Genomic DNA, 20,353 nt, shown 5'->3' with positions numbered 1-20,353 from the left:
ATTTTCGTTCGTTATCTGGCTATTTTATATGGGAAAGTATTATAGAACGTCTGTTTTAGTTAGAGTGTTAAAATTATTTTATACCAAAAAGAATAGCAAAAAATCCGAGAGTCCCCTCACTCTCGGAAATGATAATTATCCCACTTTCTCTTAAAAATCTTTCTGATCTGGATCCGGTGCACCTGCTTGAACCGGTAGATTTTTCAGATAGTCGCAATCCTCTTGGGTCAGTTCAAAACCAAAACAGTCCAAATTGCTAGCAATTCGTTCTGGGGTCACTGATTTTGGCAAGGGAAGAAAACCTTCTTGCAAACTCCAGGCTAAAGCCAGTTGAGCAACCGTCTTCCCATATCTTGTAGCCATTTCTTTTACATGTTTATTTTGGAACAATTCTCCTTGGCCAAAAGGTCCCCAAGCTTCTAGTAAAATACCCTGTTTACGACTAGCTTCAATGGCCTCTTTTTGGTAAACACCAGGAGAGAGGCGAATTTGATTCACAGCTGGGATGATCTGAGCTGTTTTTAAGAGGGCTTCCAGATGATGGGGCAGGAAGTTACTGACCCCAATGGATCGAACCTTGCCAGCCTTTACCATATCTTCCATTGCCCGCCAAACCTCAGCATTTCTCTCTTTCCAGGCATCCTCCTCACGAAGTGGTTTTGGATTTGGCCAATGAATCAAATAAAGATCTACATAGTCAAGGCCAAGTTTTTTCAGGGACTCGTCCAGAGCGGCCTGAGCTTCTTCGTAAGTGTGATTGGTATTCCAGAGTTTGGTCGTTACAAATAATTTTTCACGCGAAAGGCCACTATCTTGAATCGCCCGACCAACACTTTCTTCATTCTGATAATAAGCAGCTGTATCAATATGGCGGTACCCCGCTTTCAAAGCAGCCAAAACTGCTTCATAAGCTTCTTTCCCATCAGCTGCTTTCCATGTTCCAAATCCCAGAACAGGAATCTCTAGCCCATTGTTTAAACGATAGGTGTTCATTTTTTCTTTTCTTTCTTTGATTTTGATTTCTTAGGCCCTCGAAGTTTGAGCTCTGGTTTAAACCGATTTAGTTTAGTTGGCTCCATTTTCTTGCTATAAAAACTATAAACTAAAAAGGCTCCTCCAACCACCAGGATAAAGGGACTTTTCCTTACCAAACCATAGAGCAAGAAAAAAATTCCCATCGCTAAAAACCGTAAATCTATTTTCTTCATAAATTACCTCACATTTCAGTCTCCATTATAGCATGAAAGGGCTTTATTCACCAACTGTTAAGAGTCCCAAACAAAGAATACAATTCCTCCTACAAAAACCCCCTTTAGGTCTAAGCCTAAAGAGGGTTGGACTTTCTATTTCAATCTAGTTTCATGCTTGGTAACGTTTGACACCATCAAGGTAGGTCGCAACCAGTTCCAAATCCTGATCCAGTACAATAAAGTCAGCATCATAGCCTTCCCGAATTTGTCCACAGACATCGTCAATATGAACGGATTTTGCAGGATTGAGACTGGCCATCATGACAGCTTCATAAGGATTGGCAATTCCCCATTCTACTACATTTTTCAAGCCATCTTTTAATTTCAATATAGAACCAGCAAGATTGCCAGTTGATTTCAAACGAGCAGTTCCATCAGCAACTACCACAGGAAATTCACCAAGCATATAGTCCCCATCTGCTAAACCACCAGCAGTCATACAGTCCGTTATTAAGGCAACATTTTCTTTTCCTTTTTGCTTCATCAAGATATCACAGGCTAAAGGATCTACATGGTGACCATCACAAATCAATTCTGCAGTTGTATGTGGCAATTCATACATCGCCCCTACCATTCCGAGTTCACGGTGATTGAGGCCTCGCATACCGTTGTAGGCATGTACCCAAACACTTGCTCCTGCATCAACCGCTTTCTTTGCTTCTTTAAAGGTCGCATTGGAATGTCCTAAGGCAACTGTCACCCCTTCACCTGTAATGGTCCGGACAAAATCTTCGACACCCTCACGCTCTGGTGCCAGTGCAATCTTATTCAAAAGACCATGAGAGGCTTTTTGCCAGGCTCGGAATTCCTTCAGACTTGGATCTTTCATATACGCTGGGTTTTGAGCCCCCTTGTATTTTTCTGTAAAATAAGGTCCTTCAAAGTAGATACCACGAATTTTAGCACCCGTCGCCTCTTTGTATCGTGCGCCGATATTTTCTGTAACAGCCAGTAGTTGTTCATAAGAAGAGGTCAAGGTCGTAGGTAAAAAGCTGGTCACCCCTGTACTCAACAGGCCTTCACTCATGGTATGAAGGGTCCCTTCAATGTTGTTATCCATAACATCAACGCCACCAAATCCATGGATGTGTGTATCAACGAGACCTGGCGCAATGCTATAGCCAGAATAATCCAATACTTCTGCACCTTCTGGCAAGTTTTCTACATGCTTTCCGAATTTGCCATCCACAAGTTCCAAATAACCTCCACGACGGACTCCGTGTGGATAATAAAATTGATCTGCTTTAATATATGTAGACATAAGAACGTCCTTTCCATTGTAGAAACAAAAGTTCCTTTTTTTTCATACATATTATAACGCTTTCAGTTTTATTTGTAAATGGTATAGACCTATTTTTAAAAAAGAATCTAAAAAACAGAGTAAGTCAGCTCCTTACTCTGTTCATCATTCATTAAATTTGTTCCATTTGTACTTTTTCAGCAATATTCATGGCATGATCCGCTACTCGTGTATAGTGAGAGATGATATCAATAAAGTTGACCCCTGCTTGTGGCGTACATTCTCCCTTGTTTAAACGAGAAATATGTGTCTTTCTCAATTTCTTTTCAAGTTTTTCAATAGCTTCATGGCGTTGTTGCAATTCAGCTGCCAAGGTTTGGTCATCTTCTTCCACACTCCGAAGGGCGTCTTTAACAAAGATCGCTGTCTTTTGGTAGATATCCTCTAATTCAGCCAAGGCATCTGCAGAGAATTCTACTTTCTTGCGAATCAAATAATCCGTCAAGTTGATTAAAGCTTCTGCGTGATCTCCAATCCGCTCCAAATCCCGTGAAGAATCCAAGATATTGGTCAAGGCTTCACTTTCTTTGGTACTCAAGGCTTCACTCGACAGACGAATTAAGTAGCGAGTCAAATCATCATCGATTGTATTGATCGCTTCTTCTGTCTTATGGCCTTTTTCAGCCATTTTTTCATTTTGCTGAACAATATAGTCATAAGAGAGGCTGAATGCTTTATCTGCATATCCTCCCAAATGAAGCAATTCTTTTTTAGCATTTCCAAGGGCAATCGAAGGAGCTTGTTTGATCAAATGTTCATCCAAGTAAAGTGGTTCGTATTTAACAACTTCGTCTTCTCCAGGAATGAGCTTAGTCACCAAAAAGGCAAGGGCTCCAATAAACGGAAACTGGATGATGGTATTGGTTATATTAAAGGTTCCGTGAGCAAAGGCTATGGTCATTTCTGGAGACAAATGAAGAGTCGTTTCAAACCATTGAATCAAAGATGTAAACGGAACAAGGAAGACAAGACAGATAATGGTTCCGATAACATTAAAGGCTACATGGGCACCCGCCACACGTTTGGCCGCAATATTCGCTCCCAAGGAAGCAATGATAGCCGTAATGGTTGTTCCGATATTATCACCGAAGAGAACTGGGAGGGCCCCTTTCAGGTCAATCAAATGACTAGCATAGAGATTTTGCAAAATACCAATGGTTGCAGAAGAGGCCTGAATCAAAAGAGTTAATCCTGATCCGACAAAGACACCCAAGATAGGACTTTTACTTAACTGTACCATATAGTCACGAAAGACTTGCAAATCTTTAAGAGGTTCCATAGCCCCACTCATCAAGTTGAGGGCAAAGAAGATACCACCGACCCCAAAAACGATTCGTCCAACATTATTAACCAAACGATTTTTGGTAAAGAAGAGACAAACCGCTCCGATAAAGAGCATGGGAAGAGCGTAGTCTCCTAATTTAAAACCAATGATAAAGGAGGTAATAGTCGTTCCAATATTGGCCCCCATAACAATACCAATAGCTTGGCGGAGGGTTAGAAGTCCTGCACTCACCAGACCGACCGTAATCACTGTAACCCCTGAACTCGACTGAATCAAGGCAGTCATTCCAATCCCTACTAGAACCCCTAGAAAGGGATTACTCGTATATTTATCAATATAGTATCGAAGTCGATCTCCTGCAGCCTGTTGCAAGCCTTCTCCCATGGTTTTAATACTATAGAGAAAGAGACCCAGGCCTCCCAAAAAGTTAAATACAATTTCCTGCCAGTTAATCGACATGTTCATTCCTCCAAATTTGAGATCAGAAATAAAACTCCTCTCCTATTGTAAAGGATAATTTCCAATCACACAAGAGATTTCTGTAAATTTCTACAATTTTTTGAAACCGCTTTTCCTTTTGGCTCTATTTTTCTGTATGGAGAGACAAAACAAGGAGGTGGGAAATTCCCACCTCCTCTAGTCTTTATTCAAATTGCGCAACATGGCATCAATTTTATTACCATATTCGATTGATTCATCTTTCACAAAGGTTAAATCCGGAATTTTGTACAATTTCAAATTCCGACCTAATTCACGCTTGATGGTTCCTGTTGCTTTTTCAAGCCCTGTCTGAGCTTTTTGATTGTCAGAAGCCAGGTCACTCATAATCGAATAATAGACCTTCGCCATAGACAAATCGCCTAGCATTTGAACATCCGTGATGGTCACGCCTTGAACACGCGGATCACGAACTTTCTTTTGCAAAATTTCGTTTACTTCACGCTTGATTTCCATCCCTACTCGGTCTGTCCGAAAATGACTTGCCATAGGAACTCCTTTCTGCTCTGTATTGAAAAACTAGGAAACGAGAGGAACCCCCTCTCTTCCTAGTTAACTTCTTATTTTTTGATTTCTTCCATGATGTAGGCTTCAATGGTATCATCTGCTTTGATATCATTGTATCCTTCAATCATCAATCCACCTTCACGGCCATTTGTCACTTCTTTCACATCATCTTTAAAGTGCTTCAAGCTTGCTAAAGCACCGTCATAGATGACAACTCCGTCACGAATGACACGAACTTTGGAATCACGAGTTACCTTACCACTAAGGACCATAAATCCACCGATAGTCCCCACCTTAGAGACTTTGAAGGTTTCACGAATGACCGCTTCCCCGATGACTTTTTCTTCATATTCTGGATCCAGCATCCCCTTCATGGCGTCTTCCATTTCTTCAATCACTTTGTAGATGATGGAGTGAAGACGGATTTCCACCTCATCAGCTTCTGCCTGTTGACGAGCTTGTGGAGTAGGGCGAACGTTAAATCCAATGATGAAGGCATTGGAAGCTTCCGCAAGGGTTACATCTGATTCGTTGATGGCACCAACAGCTGAGTGAACAATGGTCACTTTCACACCTTCTACCTCAATCTTTTGAAGAGAAGCAGCAAGGGCTTCAACAGAACCTTGTACATCGGCCTTGATGATCACATTTACAGATTTCACTTCCCCAGCCTTCAGGGTATCAAAGAGATTTTCCAGGCTGACACGGTTGGTTACTTGACGTTGTTTCATCAATGCACGTTTGGCACGTTCTTCACCTGCTGCACGCGCAGATTTTTCATCTTCGTAAACCGCAAAGTGGTCACCTGCCATTGGGGCTTCGTTCAAACCTGTGATAGATACAGGTGTTGATGGTCCAGCCACTTTCACACGACGTCCAAGGTCATTGGTCATGGCACGAACACGTCCGAAAGTATTTCCGACAACGATTGGGTCTTGCACATTCAAGGTCCCTTGTTGAACAAGAAGGGTTGCCACCGCACCTTTTCCTTTATCCAAACGAGCTTCGATAACCGTACCAATGGCACGAACAGTTGGGTCTGCTTTGAGTTCTTGGATTTCAGCCACCAGAAGTACCGTTTCCAAGAGTTCATCGATATTTTGGTTGAACTTAGCTGAGATTTCTACGAACTCAGAATCTCCACCCCAGGCAGTTGACATAACACCATGCTCTGCCAATTCTCCGATCACACGTTCTGGATTGGCACCTGGTTTATCAATCTTGTTAATCGCAACGATAATTGGAACGTTTGCCGCTTTTGAGTGATTGATGGCTTCAATAGTCTGAGGCATTACCCCATCATCTGCCGCTACGACCAAGATGGTAATATCGGTAACAGATGCACCACGCGCCCGCATAGAAGTAAAGGCCGCGTGTCCTGGTGTATCCAAGAAGGTAATCTTCTTGCCATTCTCAACGATTTGGTAGGCACCGATATGCTGGGTGATCCCACCTGCTTCACCTGTCGCAACACGAGAATTACGAAGCGTATCCAAGAGGGTTGTCTTCCCGTGGTCAACGTGTCCCATGATGGTGACAACTGGTGGACGTTCTACCAACTCATCTTCGTTGAGATAGCCATCTTCTACGAAGAAGCGTTCAATATCCGCATTATCCACTTCAACTTTTTTCTTGGCTTCGATGCCATAATCGACCATCAAGAGTTCAATGGTATCGCCGTCAAGCGATTGGTTTTGGGTCGCCATCACGCCCATCATGAAGAGTTTCTTGACAATTTCAGCCGGTTCACGCTTGATTCGTTTTGCGATTTCTGCAACCGTCATGCCATCTGTGTACTCAAATTCACTTGGTAATTCATGGAATTTACGCTCTGTTACTGGTTTTGGAGCTTCAGGACGATTGTTCTTGCCTTTTTTATTTTTCTTATTTGTGTTCCAGTTACTATTCTTCTGATTTCTCACTTGATTTTGACTACTTCGATTCCTTTGTTGTTTTCTTGGACCATCTTCTTCACGATCAAAATCATCGCGTTTTTTATCTGGTCGCGCTTGTTTTTTACGGCGTGTATCTACTTGAGCCGGTGCAGTTGCAACAGCTGGTTTTGCAAAATTCTCAACACTTGGCTCTTGCACTGGAGTTTTCACTTCTGGAGCTTCCACTCGCTTCCGACGTTGTTGACGCTCTTGTTCTTCTTTGGCTACTTGTTGTTTAAAGCGATCTTCACTACCACGAGCATACTCAGCATTTTGTTCAGCTTTCAGAGCTGCTGCACGCGCTTTGAAGTCCATTTTTGGTGAAATTGGCGCTTGAGAACCCCGTCTTTGGTCTTGTCGGTTAGTGCGACGATCAGCCCCTTGATTTCGTTGTTCATTACGATCCTGTGGTCGTTGATTTCGGCTATCTCCATTGCGCTGATTGTCTTTGCGATCACGTTTTGGACGATTGTCTTGTTGTTTTCTACGTTCTGCCTGCTCTTTTGCACGTGCTTCCCGTTCTGCTTTAAAGTTCCGACTCTTTGGTTTTGCAGCTGGTGCTTGAGCTGTAGTCTCAGTCGCTTTCTTTTCTTGCGGTTGAGCTACTTCTTTTTTTTCTACAACAGTCGCTGCCTTAGTTGCTACTTCTGCAACTTTCTTTTCGACTGTTTCTTTTTTAGCTGCAAAGCTCTTGATCAACTTTTCAGCCGCTTCTGTATCGACACTAGAGGCATGACTTTTTATATCCAAACCTAATTCTTTCGCACGAGTGACGACTTCCTTACTTTCCTTGCCCAATTCTTTGGCAATTTCGTATAATCTTTTCTTAGACAATTGCTGTCCTCCTCTTCTATTCCATAAGAGACCTCATTTTCTTTGAAAATCCAGCATCTACAACAGCGACGACCTTCCGGGCACGTCCAATTGCAGTGCTTAATTCTAGTGTTGAAAACACGGTAGATACTTGAACCTCATAATAGTGACCCTTATCCGTCACTTTCTTTGTCAGGTTACTAGCAGCATCATTTGCTAGAAAAACTAATTTTGCTTTTTCTTCCTGGATTGCTTTGATCACGAGTTCTTCTCCAGAAATGAGTCTTCCTGCTCTTTGTGCCAAACCTAACAAATTGCTCAATTTTTGCTTATTCAAGGCCTAACTCTCTTCTCTTCACCTTATGATCTACATATGCGATCAATTTATCATAGAAAGCTTCTTCTACTTCCATATTAAAACTACGATTAAAAGCTTTCTTTTTCTTGGCAAGTGCCGCTTCTTCATTATCTAATTTGATATAGGCTCCACGACCATTGGCTTTGCCAGTTGGATCGATAAAGACTTGTCCTTCTTTATTTTTGACAATGCGGAGCAAATCGCGCTTATCGATAATTTCGTTTGAAACGACTGATTTTCTCAAAGGGATTTTTCTTGTCTTAACCATTTTCCCTCCTTCTCTTAATCGACCTGCTCTTGATCACTTTCTACTTGGTCTTCAAAAGTTTCTTGAGCTTCTTCCATTTCTTCAAACTCACTCGCAGATTTGATATCGATCCGGTAACCGGTCAAATGAGCTGCCAAGCGAACGTTTTGCCCACGGCGACCAATGGCCAGAGATAATTTGTTATCCGGTACCACGACAAGTGCATGCTTGCTATCTTCATCGTCAAAGATAACTTGGTCTACTTCTGCAGGAGCAATCGCATTGTAGATGAATTCAGCTGGATCTGGAACCCATTCAATGACATCGATGTTTTCTTCTGTTGGAACCATGCGGTCCAATTTTTGATCATAGCGTGCCGGATGGAATTTGCTCGTAATCTTTTTAATGTTCGATCCACCACGACCAACGATGGTCCCAATCGCATCCACATTTGGATTATGGCTACGAACCGCCACCTTGGTCCGGTCTCCAGCTTCACGCGCCACGCTCATGATTTCAACTGTTCCATCATAGACTTCAGGAATTTCTTGCTCCATGAGGCGTTTGATCATTTCTGGATGGCTCCGGCTAACGAAGACATTGACACCTCGTGGGTTATCTTCTACCTTATAGACAAACACTTCGATGCGATCATGAGATTGGAAAATCTCACCTGGAATCTGATCTTGTTTAGACAATTGCGCCTCGATTGTGCCAAGATTGACATAGATAAAGCGATTGTCAAAACGTTCCACCGTACCACTCATAATTTCATTTTCATGTTCTTTATAAGTATTATAAGTGATGGTGCGTGTTTGCTTGCGCATTTTTTCCATGATCGTTTGTTTAGCGGATTGCGCTGCAACTCGGCCAAATTCAGCAGGAGCTTCTTCAAACTTGATCTTATCTCCCAACTCATAAGCTGAATTAATTGCCAAGGCATCCTTCAAGCTGATTTCCAATCGGCTATCAAAGACTTCATCCACCACTTCACGAACTGTATAAACCCGGAAATCTCCAGTTTTTTCATTAAATTCAATGGCTGCACTTTCTGCTTGACCATAACGACGGCGATAAGCTGAACGCAATGATTCTGTGACCGCTTCAATGATATCTTCTTTCTTGATCCCTTTGTCTTCTTCCAAGATACGGAAGGCTTCTCGCATTTCTTTACTCATGTTTTTCTTGCCTCTTCTAAGGCTTCCTTTCTTTCATTCAGTTACAATTTTACAGCCAATCTTGCTTTAGACACAAGATTGTAAGGAATAGCTACTGTTTTTTTCCGCGTTTTATCCATATACTCAATGGTCAAAACATCCTCTTCAAAACGCACCAAGGTTCCTTCAAAGACCTTTTGTTTCTCAACAGCCTTGTATAAACCGACGTGGATATACTTCCCAACAGCACCTTCAAGAGCTTCCTTGGTTTTCAAGGGCCGCTCCAAACCAGGACTGGTCACTTCTAAGAAGTACTGCTCTGGGAAAGGATCCGGCTTGATTTGATCTAACAGCGGACTAATCACCTCTGTCAAATCTGCTGTATCATTTAAAGTGATCCCTTCTGGTTTATCAACAAAAATACTTAAGATGTAGTCACCACCCATCTTGCCATATTCAACATCCACCAATTCAAATGGAGCCTGAATTACTGGTTGAATCACTTCTGTTACTAACTCAACTATCGTTGCGATGGTTGCCACCTCCTCACAGATAAGAGGCGAAGATATATCCCCGCCTCTCCTTTTCTATTCATTTTAAATATTATAACACGATTCCGCAGTGATTGCAAGGAATATGCTAAAACTGCGCTTCCACACGGTAAATGACCTGCCCTTTGCTAGAGAACTTCTTCTCGTATTCGGTCATAACATTGCCTTCAAAATCACTAGCATGAAGGTCCAACCAGACCCCTTTCAAGGTCATTCCATATTGTGAAAAGCTGACCAAACTGTATTCAAACAAGCCACGATTGTCTGTCTTGAAGTGAATTTCTCCGTGTTCTGGAAGAATTTGCTTGAAGGTATCAAGGAAACTCTTGTAGGTCAAGCGACGTTTTTCATGACGTTTCTTTGGCCAGGGATCTGAAAAATTCAGATAGAGTTGATCAATCTCACCGTCTTCAAAGTAATTGGTCAAGCTATCGCCGTCTACCCAAAGCAACTTAATATTGGGTACATCCGCTTCTAAGACCTTATCCAAGGCATAGCTCAAAACAGATTTTTGGATATCAATTCCAATGTAGTTGAACTCTGGATTGGCCTTGGCCATACCGGTGATAAAGGCACCTTTACCACTCCCCACTTCGATATGGATGGGATGGTTATTTCCAAAAATCTCGTGCCACTTTCCCTTAGCATCTTCTGGGTTCAGCACCACATATTGCGGATTGGCCTCTAATAATTCTGTCGCCCCTTTGCGATTTCTAACTCTCATATTTCCTTTCCATATTTCAACCGGAAATTGCGCAGAGCATAGATCTCGCGATTGACATTTTCTAGATCATTATTTTCATAGTACTTGGCAATTTGGCACAAGAAAGAATATTGACCAAACCAATAGAGTTTCGCAAATACTTTTTGATTGTACTTGTAGCCGTAATAACCCAACCAATCGCGCCAATTCGAATCTGGAATATAGTGACTCAAGATATGGGCCACATCCAGCATCCGGTCTGTCAAACGAACGGAATCCCAATCGACTAAGTAAATCAAGCCACTATCCGTTTCAATCCAATTGCTGTGTCGGACATCCCCATGAACAATGGTCGCATAATCCTCTCGAAAAGCAGGAACTGTCTTACGCAGATTCTTCACCACTGATTGAATGTAATGGTTTTGACGAAGAGCAATCGGCAACCGGTTACTCCAAGAGTTGAGCAATTCTAGAGGTGATTCCACAGAATAACCTAATTTTTTCAATTGGGTCATTAAAGGTCTAGAGCGATGCAAACGTGTTAGAATATTGACCACTTGCTTTTTGGACATCCCATTTGGGGTAAGGATCTCCCCATTTAGCCATTCTTGAGCACTCATCACATTGCCATCCGGTAAGCGACGGCTCCATAACAATTGTGGGGCGATCTGTTCTTTTGCAAGACCCGCAAGAATTGGAGTCGTATTCATTTTAACAAAAACAAGCTCACCATCTGGATAGGTGCCCTTGTAGGCCTTCCCACTCTTTCCTGGAATAGGGGTGAGGCTTAGCTCTTTTTCATTCGAGTCCATCTTATCCTCCGTAAAAAGTTTCCAATCTATTTTACTAATTTTAACGACTTTCGTCAACCAAGCGCGCTAACTTAAATGAAAGATAGAGCAAGGTTAAAATAAGGGTATAAGCCAGTAAGCCCAGCAACAAGAGCTTATCCCCAATAAAGAATAGTCCAAACAAACCTTCTGCTAGTATTTCTACAAACATGACAAACCGAATTGTCTTGCGCAAACCAACTTTTTTACTCCCTTTTTTCATTGGAAATAAGAGGGTTAACGGTTGGTAGTCAAAGGCACTATATAAACCGAGCAATTGGAAAATAGCCAAGTAATTCAGTAGAGCCACAAGCGCTATAACCACTAAGTCTTGGGGAATAAAGATCATAGCAAGAATCGAAAGGATGAGGAGCCTTAGCGTCATCGAAAAGAGATCGCCATTTCTGAAAAAGGAGCGCATATACAGATGAAGCCAAGTATTCCCATGTGTTTTAGGAAACAGAGTGAGGAGGCTGTCTAAATACACTCTCCTTTTAACACTGTTGGTAATCCCTTTGACGGTTGTAAACAAGGCGAAAAAGCGAAGAATCAATTGTTTTCGAGCATTCTCCCGAGAAATAGCGAACTCCCATTTGAGGTTCCCATCCTGGTAGAAACGCGACGCCTTTAGCCAAAAGGCAAGCCCTTTAGCCAGTCCTAAACCGATCCAATAAGCCACGACTCCCATTTCGCTGACTCCTGTAGCGAGAAAAAGTGGCGTGAGTAGTAAGAGGACCAGACTTTGAATGACAAACCAATATCCAAAAGACTTTCTCACCTGTCCCTTGATATAGCTTTTCAGTTCTTCTTCTTTCACTAAAAGAAACAAGGCATCCGGCTTCTCCAAATAAGTCGCAATATTCCCAATTGGAACCAAGAGTAGCAAGCCAATCAAGAGACTCCAGCGGATCAAGCTTGGATCCTTAGGTAAGTGTTGCAAAAATTGACTGTATTGAACTGCCAAAAATCCGATAAAAATCAACAGAAACAAAACAAAGTGATCGTTCAGAACATAACGACTGTATTTGATGCATTGATTTTGAAAGGTTTGCTGGCGTTTTTTCATCAACTCTTTCATGCTGTACCCTCTTCTGTCAAGGTCATATAGATATCATTCAAACTGGCTTTTTCATTTCCAAATGTTGCACGCAACTCGTCCAAAGTTCCTTTTGCTCGAACCTGGCCTTTATGAAGGATCACAAAACCATCGCACATTTTTTCAGCCGAATCTAGAACGTGGGTACTCATCAAAATGGATTTACCTTTCGCCTTTTCATCTGAAAGCAACTGAATCAAATCCGCTATGGCTACAGGGTCCAATCCTAAAAAGGGTTCATCCACAATATAGAGACTTGGATCCACTGCATAGGCGCAAATAATCATGACCTTCTGCTTCATTCCTTTTGAAAACTGGGTTGGAAACCAATCTAATTTTTCAGCAAGGCGGAACTGTTGCAACAAGGGTTGCACACGCGCCATTACTTGATCCAGGTCTAAATCATAGGCCATGGCTACTGTTTCAATATGTTCTCTTAAAGTTAGCTCCTCATACAGACTCGGTGTTTCTGGAATATAACCAATTTTCTTGCGGTATTCCGTTGGAGCTTCTGGAAGGCTCAAGCCATCAATCCGTACTTCCCCAGCATACGGATGCAATAGACCAATAATTTCATTAATCGTGGTAGACTTTCCTGCTCCATTTAGGCCAATTAAACCGACCAGTTGGCCATCAGGTACTGAAAAGCTCACCTCTTTCAAGACAGGGATATTGATATAGCCCCCTGTCAACTTGTTGATTTCTAACATATTTTCTCCAATTTCTGGTATAATGTTCTTATATTATAACAAAATTTAGTCTAAATGAGGTGTATTTATGGTTGATGATTGTATTTTTTGTAAGATTGTAGCAGGTGACATTCCGTCTTCTAAAGTCTATGAAGATGAGGAAGTTCTCGCCTTTTTAGACATCTCTCAAGTCACTCCAGGCCACACCTTAGTGGTTCCTAAAAAGCATGCTCGCAACCTCTTAGAAATGGATGAAACCACTACTGCTCAATTGTTTGCCCGTGTTTCTAAAGTTGCCCAAAAAGTAAAAGCTGCAACCCAAGCTCCTGCCATGAATATCATCAGTAACATGGAAGAAATTGCTGGACAGACTGTTTTTCATACCCATGTCCACATCATTCCTCGCTATACCGATCAAGACGAGCTCACGATTTCCTTTACTGAACACGAGCCAAATTTTGAGCAATTAGCAAGGCTAGCAGGAAAAATTCAAAACAGCTAAAACAAGGAGGCCATATGAAACTAAGAAATCTCTTCTGGTTTGCAACAGGAGCTAGTATCAGCTATCATCTAGTCAAGAACCGCCATGAAATGAAGTCGGATGTACAGGAAACGGGACAGTTGGTCAAAGGCATTCAAGAGAACCTAGCAAAAATCCAACACAACCTTGATATTATTCAAGAACAAAAAGCCAATCTCAATGAACTCGTGAACGATTTTCAATACAAGGCAAAACTCTTTAGCCAACAGGCAACTGCTTCGCTAAAAGAAATTCAAGCCATTTGGCAAACAAATAAAAACGATTGAGAAATGTCCAACTCTCAATCGTTTTTTTATTATTGCGACGGCACTGTTGGTGCGACACTACTTGAATCTGAGGCCGCAGGCGCAACAGGTGTAACAGGTGTAACAGTGGCTGCTGAACTTTGAGCTGTCACCCCTCCTGTGTCTTGACTAGAAGGCACAACCGGTTGTTGATAATACTCTTGATAAACCGGAGCTCCCTCAGAAGCAGCGGATGGGGCTTGCTCCTGAGATGAGGATTCTTTCAACTCTTCATCACCATCCAATAGATAAGCATTGGTTTTTAGCGTTTTAACTTCTTTCATTCCCAAGGCTTTTCGGATAATGTTTTGAATTTTTAAGAGATGTTTGGAGGTCACAATCTGATAACTTCCACCATCTGCTAAGGTAGCATCTTCCCCTTTTAGCTGGTATTGATGGATGGTAGAAAGTGCATCCTTGTAGCCCAACAATTGAAGAAGACTATTGCTGTCTAAGGAAATATTGGTTTGCATATTGTCACTAACAGAATCAATAATTCCCTTATAATGACTTAAGCTATTTAAGCTCAAGACCTTCTCCACAATTTTTTTGATCACTTCACGTTGACGCTTCTGACGCCCATAATCCCCTTCTGGATCCTGATATCGCATCCGTGAATAAACCAGCGCTTGTTCCCCATTAATCTCATGACGTCCTGGTGCAATCTTAGCCGTGTACTCCGGCTCATTTTCTTCAATGGAGATGTCAAAATCAAAGGGATTATTGACCGTGATCCCTCCAATTTTGTCAACCAATTGGATGAGCCCCTTCATATTGATCATGACATAGCGGTCAATATGAATATTTAAGAGATCCTGAATGGTCTTAATGGCAAGTTTAGCGCCGCCTTGAGCATAGGCCGCATTTAATTTTTCTTGCACTGTTTGACCATCCGAGCTAACATTGGTTAAAATATCTCTTTCTAGGCTTGTCATAGTCGTTTCTTTGGTACGAGGATTGACCGTCACTAGAATCATGGTATCACTATTTCCCGCCCAAGGATCTTCTCGCGAACCATTTCCGGTATCAACCCCCATTAAAAGAATGGTCATGGGTTTATTTTCTGCAATGACATTGGTTTCATTTCCAAAACTTTTATAGGTCTTACTGAGTGTCCCTGTCGTTTGATTGAGAATCGTTAAGCCGTACGCTCCAATTCCGATCACAGTTACTGTCAATAAGCTCAAGAACATTAAAATAATTTTTTTAACCATATAGAATCTCTCTTTAATCTATGAGTTTACCCATAAGGTAAACATCCAAAAATTCCCCTTCTGCTGAATAAGCTCCTCGAGCTTGGCATCCTTCGATGTCAAAGCCCAATTTTTGATAGACATGTACTGCCCGTTTATTGCGCACTTGAACAGTTAAAACTAATTTACGAAGAATCCCTGTTGAGCGAGCCCACTCGACTCCTTCTTCCAGTAAGATCTGTCCAAGTCCTTGATTCCAATAACTTTTTTGAATCACAATAAACACTTCACCAATGTGTCGAACAGAACGCTGCGAAGCAGCTGTAATATTGAGCAAGCCCACCAACTGTTGATCTAGAAATAGCAAGAGACAAATACGATTGTCTGCTCTTTCCTGAAGCAGGAGAAATCGCTCCATATCAGGTGGCGTCATCCCGATTCCCGCTTCATCTAGCGTCATATAATCACTCTCTGCGCCAACCTGATCTAGGAAATCAACAAGAAGAGTCGCGTCCATACTTTCAGCTTGTCGTATCTCTAATACAACTTCCTTTTGCTTAGTCATCGGTCGTTCTCACTTTTTCAAAGGAAGCGAGCAGAGCCTCTGCACGTGCTCCCACGGCCTCAAACTCTATCTTGCGTCCATCCTCCAATTTTCGGATGAATAGTTTCAAATAGCCATCTGGAAGATTGGAAGCAATGAGCTCACCCCATTCAATAACGGTGACACCTTCTCCATATATAAAATCATCCAAATCGATAGAATCTGGGTCGTTTCCAATCCGGTAAACATCCATATGATAGAGCGGAAGGCGCCCTTCGTATTCACGAACGATGGTATAGGTAGGACTTTTAATCATCTGTTTGATCCCGAGCCCTCTTGCAAGTCCCTTTGTAAAGGTTGTTTTTCCCGCTCCTAGATCACCCGACAAGATTATCACATCCTGCTTATCTAGCAATTTTCCTAGTTGTTCCCCTAGAGCCATCAGCTCCGTTTCATTATGACTAATCATTTTTCTATTATACCAAACTTTTTTAGATTCTGCTCTTACTTTTAGAAATTGTTGCTTAAAATTTCCATGTTGATAGACAAAAAAGGAAGAGAGTGGGACAGAAATCGGTCATTCGTTAGAATTCGATTTCGTCGTCCCACCTCCGCACAGTTGAGTAGGGCTGTAAAAGCTGATGAAATCAGCGTAGTAGAGCCCACTCAACCACTGCGTCTTGCTCGACAATCCAAAGACAATTGAGAGGCTAGGACTTTTGTCCCAGCCTCTTCTTCGTTATTCGTTTCTGATCAATTAATTCAAAGCCATGCTGATATAGTTCAAAATAAAGAGAAGATCTAATATCCAAATCATGCTATGCACGTCTTTTGCTTCCCCTTTCACCACTTTTACAAAGCTATAGGTAATAAATCCAGCCGCAATCCCTTGTGTGATAGAATAACTGAAGCCCATAAAGATCGATGTGAAGAAAGCAGGAATCGCTTCTGACATATCTTCCCAATGGATATTTTTCAAACCACTTAACATCATGATCCCCACAACAATCAAAATTGGGGCAGTGGCAGCTGTTGGGACAATGGCCAACAACGGACTAAAGATACTTGAAACAGCAAAACAGATCGCAACCACTAGAGCTGTCAAACCAGTACGACCACCAGCACCGATACCTGCTGCAGATTCAATATAAGTTGTCACATTTGAAGTACCGGCAATGGCACCTACTGAAGTTGCCACCAAATCAGAGTAAAGAGCCTTATCCAATTTAACTGACTCATGATTTTCACCACTTGTCGCGATGATTCCAACTTTTTCACCCGTACCGATCAGAGTTCCGATCGTATCAAAAATATCGGTCAAAGAGAAGGCCAAAATGGCCATCAAGGTCTCAGGTAAACGAGACGTATTGGAAATCAAAGAACCCAATCCTTTTGATCCCAAGGCTTGACCAAAGATGGTACCCAAGTCTTTAAAAGCAGCTCCTAGATGGGTACTTGCAAAGTCGATTTTCGACACATCTACGACATGGACCAGAATTCCCAAAACAGTCGTCGCGAAGATGGAAAGGATAATCCCTCCCTTGACTCCCTTCACGACGAAGAAAATGGTAATCGCTAGACCTGCCAGAGCTAAAAGTACCGCCGGATTATTAAAGTCTACCAAACCTGGAACTGCTGCTGCATTGGCCGCAATCGTCGCATTGGCTTGGTCCGCTCCCTTCCCAACAACGGTATAGGTATGGGGGTCAATCGTAAATTTCAAAAATCCGGCATTTTTGATTCCTACATAGGCCAAGAAAATTCCAATCCCAGCTGAAATCGCTGAACGAAGGGCTGTTGGAATCGACTCGATAATCATCTTACGCACTTTTGTCAAGGTGATGATCAATGAAATCACACCACAAATAAAGACCATTCCCAAGGCTTCTTGCCACGTATAGCCCATTCCAAATACAACAGTGAAGGTAAAGAAGGCGTTCAAGCCCATTCCTGGCGCTTGAGCATATGGCAAATTAGCATAAAAGGCCATCATCAAGGTACCAACAACCGATCCAATAATCGTTGCAAGAAAGACCCCTTGAGCTGGCATTCCTGTTTGTGACAATATTTGCGGATTTACGAAGAGGATATAACTCATCGCAAAAAAGGTTGTCAAACCAGCAAGAACCTCTGTTCGAACAGTTGTTCCATGTTCTGAAAGTTTAAAAAACTTATCCATTTCAGAAAAAACTCCTTTTTCATCATTCTCGCTCCCAATCAATTTGCGAACGTTATTTCTATTTTATCAAAATATATTTCGGATTTCAAGAATTTCTCCTTCTCTTTTTATTTTCAAGCAGTTTTTCTTATTTTCTGATATAATGATCTCATTCTTCTCGAAAGGAACCTACATATGAAAAAGAAACTAATTGCTCTGGATTTAGATGGCACTCTCCTGAATTCAGAAAGTCAATTAAGCGACTTCACTGTTGAGACCATAAAGAAAGTTAGCGCCCTTGGACATAAAGTGATCATTACAACAGGCCGTCCCTATCGCATGGCCCATACCTACTACCAAGAACTCGAACTCGATACCCCTATGATCAATTTCAACGGCTCCCTCACCCACCTTCCTGGAAAAAAATGGAACGAAGAACAATGTTTGACCTTGGATAAAAAATATTTACTAGACATGGTTGCCCATCGTGACGCCATCCAAGCAGACTTCATTGCCGGTGAATACCGTAATAAATTTTTTATAACAGATCCTAATGACCAGATTGCCGATCCTCAATTATTCGGAATTGAAGCTTTCCAGCCCGAAAATCAATTTCATCCAGAGAGGGTAACGAGTGATCCAAACTGCATTCTTTTTCAGACAAAGGCTGAAGATAAATATGCTCTTGCAGAGGATATGAATCGGTATTATAACTACAACCTATCCATCAATACCTGGGGTGGCCCCTTAAATATTTTGGAGTGCAATCCTAAAAATGTAACCAAAGCATCAGCCCTGACTTACCTTCTGGATAAACTCAATATGGATCGGAAGGATTTGATTGCTTTTGGAGACGAGCACAATGATACTGAGATGCTAGCTCTTGCTGGGTGTGGATACGCGATGAAAAATGCGAGTTCAGTCTTACTTCCCTATGCAGATTTCATAACAAACTACACAAACGACGAAGACGGTGTCGCACACCAATTAAGAGAATTGTTCATAGACTGATCCAGAGGCTGGGACAAAAGTCCTAGCCTCTTCTTGTTTTTTGATTGTCGAGCAAGACGCAGTGGTTGAGTAGGCTCTACTACGCTGATTTCATCAGCTTTTACAGCCCTACTCAACTGTGCGGAGGTGGGACAACGAAATCGAATTCTAACGAATGACCGATTTCTGTCCCACTCTCTTTTGTCCTTCAAATTCTTAAGCGGTTAACATTTTCTTCCCTTTTTTTCCATTTTTTTTATTGCTCTCCCTAATAGTTTGTGATATTATTAACATAGTTATTAAAGAAGCGTTTTCAAAAATCTAATACGCCTCTTGTTCACTTAAGGAGGAACAAAATGAAAGCTGTTGTTGTAAACCCAGAAGGTACTGGTGTAGAAATCGTTGCTAATAAAGAAGTCCGTCCACTTGAAACTGGCGAAGCTCTTGTTCAAATCGAATACTGTGGTGTCTGCCACACTGACTTGCACGTTGCACATGGTGACTTCGGAAAAGTTCCAGGCCGCGTCCTTGGACATGAAGGAATCGGTATCGTCAAAGAAGTGGCTCCTGATGTAAAAAGCTTAAAAGTTGGTGATCGTGTCAGTGTTGCTTGGTTCTTCGAAGGTTGTGGTACTTGCGAATACTGTACAACAGGTCGTGAAACCCTTTGCCGTACTGTAAAAAATGCTGGTTACAATGTTGATGGAGGAATGGCTGAGCAATGTATCGTTACTGCAGATTACGCAGTGAAAGTACCTGAAGGATTAGACCCAGCCCAAGCTTCATCTATCACTTGTGCAGGGGTTACTACTTATAAAGCTATCAAAGAAGCAAAAGTTGAACCTGGACAATGGGTTGTCCTCTATGGTGCTGGAGGCCTCGGAAACCTAGCTGTTCAATACGCTAAAAAAGTATTCAATGCACACGTTATCGCAGTCGATATCAACAACGATAAACTGGAATTGGCCAAAGAAGTTGGAGCTGACATCGTAATCAACGGTAAAGAAGTTGCAGATGTTCCAGGATTGATCAAAGAAAAAACAAATGGTGGAGCTCACTCTGCTGTCGTAACAGCTGTTTCTAAAGTAGCTTTCAACCAAGCAGTCGATTCTGTTCGTGCAGGTGGCCGCGTTGTCGCAGTTGGTCTTCCTTCAGAAATGATGGACCTCAGCATCGTGAAGACTGTCCTTGACGGTATCCAAGTTATTGGTTCACTCGTAGGTACCCGTAAAGACTTGGAAGAAGCCTTCCAATTTGGTGCAGAAGGCTTGGTAGTCCCTGTCGTTCAAAAACGTCCAGTAGAAGATGCTGTTAAAGTCTTTGACGAAATGGAAGCTGGAACCATTCAAGGACGTATGGTACTTGACTTTACAAACTAAAAGGCACGGATACGGAGTCTAGTGTCCTTAATAGAAAACTATTTAT

The 20,353-nt window shown here is 42.0% G+C and carries 21 protein-coding genes and 2 pseudogenes; 4 read left to right on the top strand and 19 right to left on the bottom strand.

What is annotated here, in order from left to right:
- Positions 1–150: 150 nt before the first annotated feature.
- The 15 genes and pseudogenes from HA044_RS00385 to HA044_RS00320 form a co-directional block, all read right to left on the bottom strand.
- Complete coding sequence (locus HA044_RS00385; RefSeq protein WP_187538202.1) at positions 151–993, bottom strand: aldo/keto reductase; 843 nt, start codon at positions 991–993, stop codon at positions 151–153.
- Positions 990–1,208, bottom strand: coding sequence for a hypothetical protein (locus HA044_RS00380; RefSeq protein ID WP_187538200.1), 219 nt, complete (start codon positions 1,206–1,208; stop codon positions 990–992). Before HA044_RS00380 ends, HA044_RS00385 begins: the two co-directional genes overlap by 4 nt.
- Before the next feature lie 151 nt (positions 1,209–1,359).
- Positions 1,360–2,511: an N-acetylglucosamine-6-phosphate deacetylase gene (nagA, locus tag HA044_RS00375; protein WP_187538198.1), complete on the bottom strand. Its 1,152-nt coding sequence runs from the start codon at positions 2,509–2,511 to the stop codon at positions 1,360–1,362.
- 151 nt (positions 2,512–2,662) lie between these two features.
- A complete protein-coding gene (locus HA044_RS00370) occupies positions 2,663–4,294 on the bottom strand; it encodes a Na/Pi cotransporter family protein (RefSeq protein WP_187538196.1) in 1,632 nt (543 codons plus the stop codon).
- Between the two features lie 177 nt (positions 4,295–4,471).
- On the bottom strand, positions 4,472–4,822 hold the full coding sequence (gene rbfA / locus HA044_RS00365; protein ID WP_009732309.1) for a 30S ribosome-binding factor RbfA: 351 nt from the start codon (positions 4,820–4,822) through the stop codon (positions 4,472–4,474).
- A 71-nt stretch (positions 4,823–4,893) separates the two neighbouring features.
- Positions 4,894–6,888 (bottom strand): annotated as a pseudogene (infB, locus tag HA044_RS00360) (translation initiation factor IF-2); the annotation flags it as partial.
- Positions 6,889–6,986: 98 nt separating this feature from the next.
- Positions 6,987–7,608: pseudogene (locus HA044_RS10135) on the bottom strand (translation initiation factor IF-2 N-terminal domain-containing protein); the annotation flags it as partial.
- 16 nt (positions 7,609–7,624) lie between these two features.
- On the bottom strand, positions 7,625–7,924 hold the full coding sequence (locus tag HA044_RS00355; RefSeq protein WP_187538192.1) for a YlxQ-related RNA-binding protein: 300 nt from the start codon (positions 7,922–7,924) through the stop codon (positions 7,625–7,627).
- Positions 7,917–8,213: an RNase P modulator RnpM gene (gene rnpM / locus HA044_RS00350; protein ID WP_187538190.1), complete on the bottom strand. Its 297-nt coding sequence runs from the start codon at positions 8,211–8,213 to the stop codon at positions 7,917–7,919. Before rnpM ends, HA044_RS00355 begins: the two co-directional genes overlap by 8 nt.
- A 14-nt stretch (positions 8,214–8,227) precedes the next feature.
- Positions 8,228–9,370, bottom strand: coding sequence for a transcription termination factor NusA (gene nusA, locus HA044_RS00345; RefSeq protein ID WP_187538188.1), 1,143 nt, complete (start codon positions 9,368–9,370; stop codon positions 8,228–8,230).
- Positions 9,371–9,411: 41 nt separating this feature from the next.
- On the bottom strand, positions 9,412–9,891 hold the full coding sequence (gene rimP, locus HA044_RS00340; RefSeq protein ID WP_187538186.1) for a ribosome maturation factor RimP: 480 nt from the start codon (positions 9,889–9,891) through the stop codon (positions 9,412–9,414).
- A 97-nt stretch (positions 9,892–9,988) separates the two neighbouring features.
- Positions 9,989–10,624: a tRNA (guanosine(46)-N7)-methyltransferase TrmB gene (gene trmB / locus HA044_RS00335; RefSeq protein ID WP_187538183.1), complete on the bottom strand. Its 636-nt coding sequence runs from the start codon at positions 10,622–10,624 to the stop codon at positions 9,989–9,991.
- Complete coding sequence (gene ccrZ, locus HA044_RS00330; RefSeq protein WP_187538181.1) at positions 10,621–11,415, bottom strand: cell cycle regulator CcrZ; 795 nt, start codon at positions 11,413–11,415, stop codon at positions 10,621–10,623. The genes trmB and ccrZ overlap by 4 nt, the downstream gene beginning before the upstream one ends.
- Before the next feature lie 40 nt (positions 11,416–11,455).
- Positions 11,456–12,511 (bottom strand): ABC transporter permease, encoded by a 1,056-nt coding sequence (locus tag HA044_RS00325; RefSeq protein ID WP_187538179.1) that lies wholly within the window; start codon positions 12,509–12,511, stop codon positions 11,456–11,458.
- The gene (locus tag HA044_RS00320) at positions 12,508–13,239 is read right to left on the bottom strand and encodes an ABC transporter ATP-binding protein (protein WP_187538177.1); all 732 of its coding nucleotides are present in this window, start codon (positions 13,237–13,239) and stop codon (positions 12,508–12,510) included. The genes HA044_RS00325 and HA044_RS00320 overlap by 4 nt, the downstream gene beginning before the upstream one ends.
- Positions 13,240–13,306: 67 nt before the next feature.
- Here HA044_RS00320 and HA044_RS00315 point away from each other — a divergent pair, with 67 nt between their 5' ends.
- Entirely contained in the window at positions 13,307–13,720 is a 414-nt protein-coding gene (locus tag HA044_RS00315; protein WP_187538175.1) for an HIT family protein, read from the top strand.
- 14 nt (positions 13,721–13,734) lie between these two features.
- The gene (locus HA044_RS00310) at positions 13,735–14,025 is read left to right on the top strand and encodes a hypothetical protein (RefSeq protein ID WP_187538173.1); all 291 of its coding nucleotides are present in this window, start codon (positions 13,735–13,737) and stop codon (positions 14,023–14,025) included.
- A 29-nt stretch (positions 14,026–14,054) separates the two neighbouring features.
- Here the strand turns inward: HA044_RS00310 and brpA are convergent, their stop codons facing one another.
- The 4 genes from brpA to HA044_RS00290 form a co-directional block, all read right to left on the bottom strand.
- Positions 14,055–15,257 (bottom strand): biofilm formation/cell division transcriptional regulator BrpA, encoded by a 1,203-nt coding sequence (brpA, locus tag HA044_RS00305; protein WP_187538171.1) that lies wholly within the window; start codon positions 15,255–15,257, stop codon positions 14,055–14,057.
- Between the two features lie 13 nt (positions 15,258–15,270).
- A complete protein-coding gene (locus HA044_RS00300) occupies positions 15,271–15,801 on the bottom strand; it encodes a GNAT family N-acetyltransferase (RefSeq protein WP_187538169.1) in 531 nt (176 codons plus the stop codon).
- Positions 15,794–16,249 carry a tRNA (adenosine(37)-N6)-threonylcarbamoyltransferase complex ATPase subunit type 1 TsaE gene (gene tsaE / locus HA044_RS00295; protein ID WP_187538167.1) on the bottom strand — a complete coding sequence of 152 codons (456 nt, stop codon included), beginning with the start codon at positions 16,247–16,249 and terminating at the stop codon, positions 15,794–15,796. Before tsaE ends, HA044_RS00300 begins: the two co-directional genes overlap by 8 nt.
- A gap of 288 nt (positions 16,250–16,537) precedes the next feature.
- On the bottom strand, positions 16,538–17,959 hold the full coding sequence (locus tag HA044_RS00290) for an NCS2 family permease (RefSeq protein WP_187538165.1): 1,422 nt from the start codon (positions 17,957–17,959) through the stop codon (positions 16,538–16,540).
- Between the two features lie 174 nt (positions 17,960–18,133).
- Between HA044_RS00290 and HA044_RS00285 the strand changes: the two genes are divergently transcribed.
- Positions 18,134–18,949 carry a Cof-type HAD-IIB family hydrolase gene (locus tag HA044_RS00285; protein ID WP_187538163.1) on the top strand — a complete coding sequence of 272 codons (816 nt, stop codon included), beginning with the start codon at positions 18,134–18,136 and terminating at the stop codon, positions 18,947–18,949.
- Positions 18,950–19,284: 335 nt separating this feature from the next.
- The gene (adhP, locus tag HA044_RS00280; protein WP_187538161.1) at positions 19,285–20,307 is read left to right on the top strand and encodes an alcohol dehydrogenase AdhP; all 1,023 of its coding nucleotides are present in this window, start codon (positions 19,285–19,287) and stop codon (positions 20,305–20,307) included.
- Positions 20,308–20,353: the final 46 nt, after the last annotated feature.

Origin of the sequence: Streptococcus sp. IMAU 99161, from assembly GCF_014435245.1 — a bacterium.
GTDB classification, from domain to species: Bacteria; Bacillota; Bacilli; order Lactobacillales; family Streptococcaceae; genus Streptococcus; species Streptococcus lactarius.
Note: the sequence above shows the minus strand (reverse complement) of the source record. Positions and strands in the feature narration are given on the sequence as shown.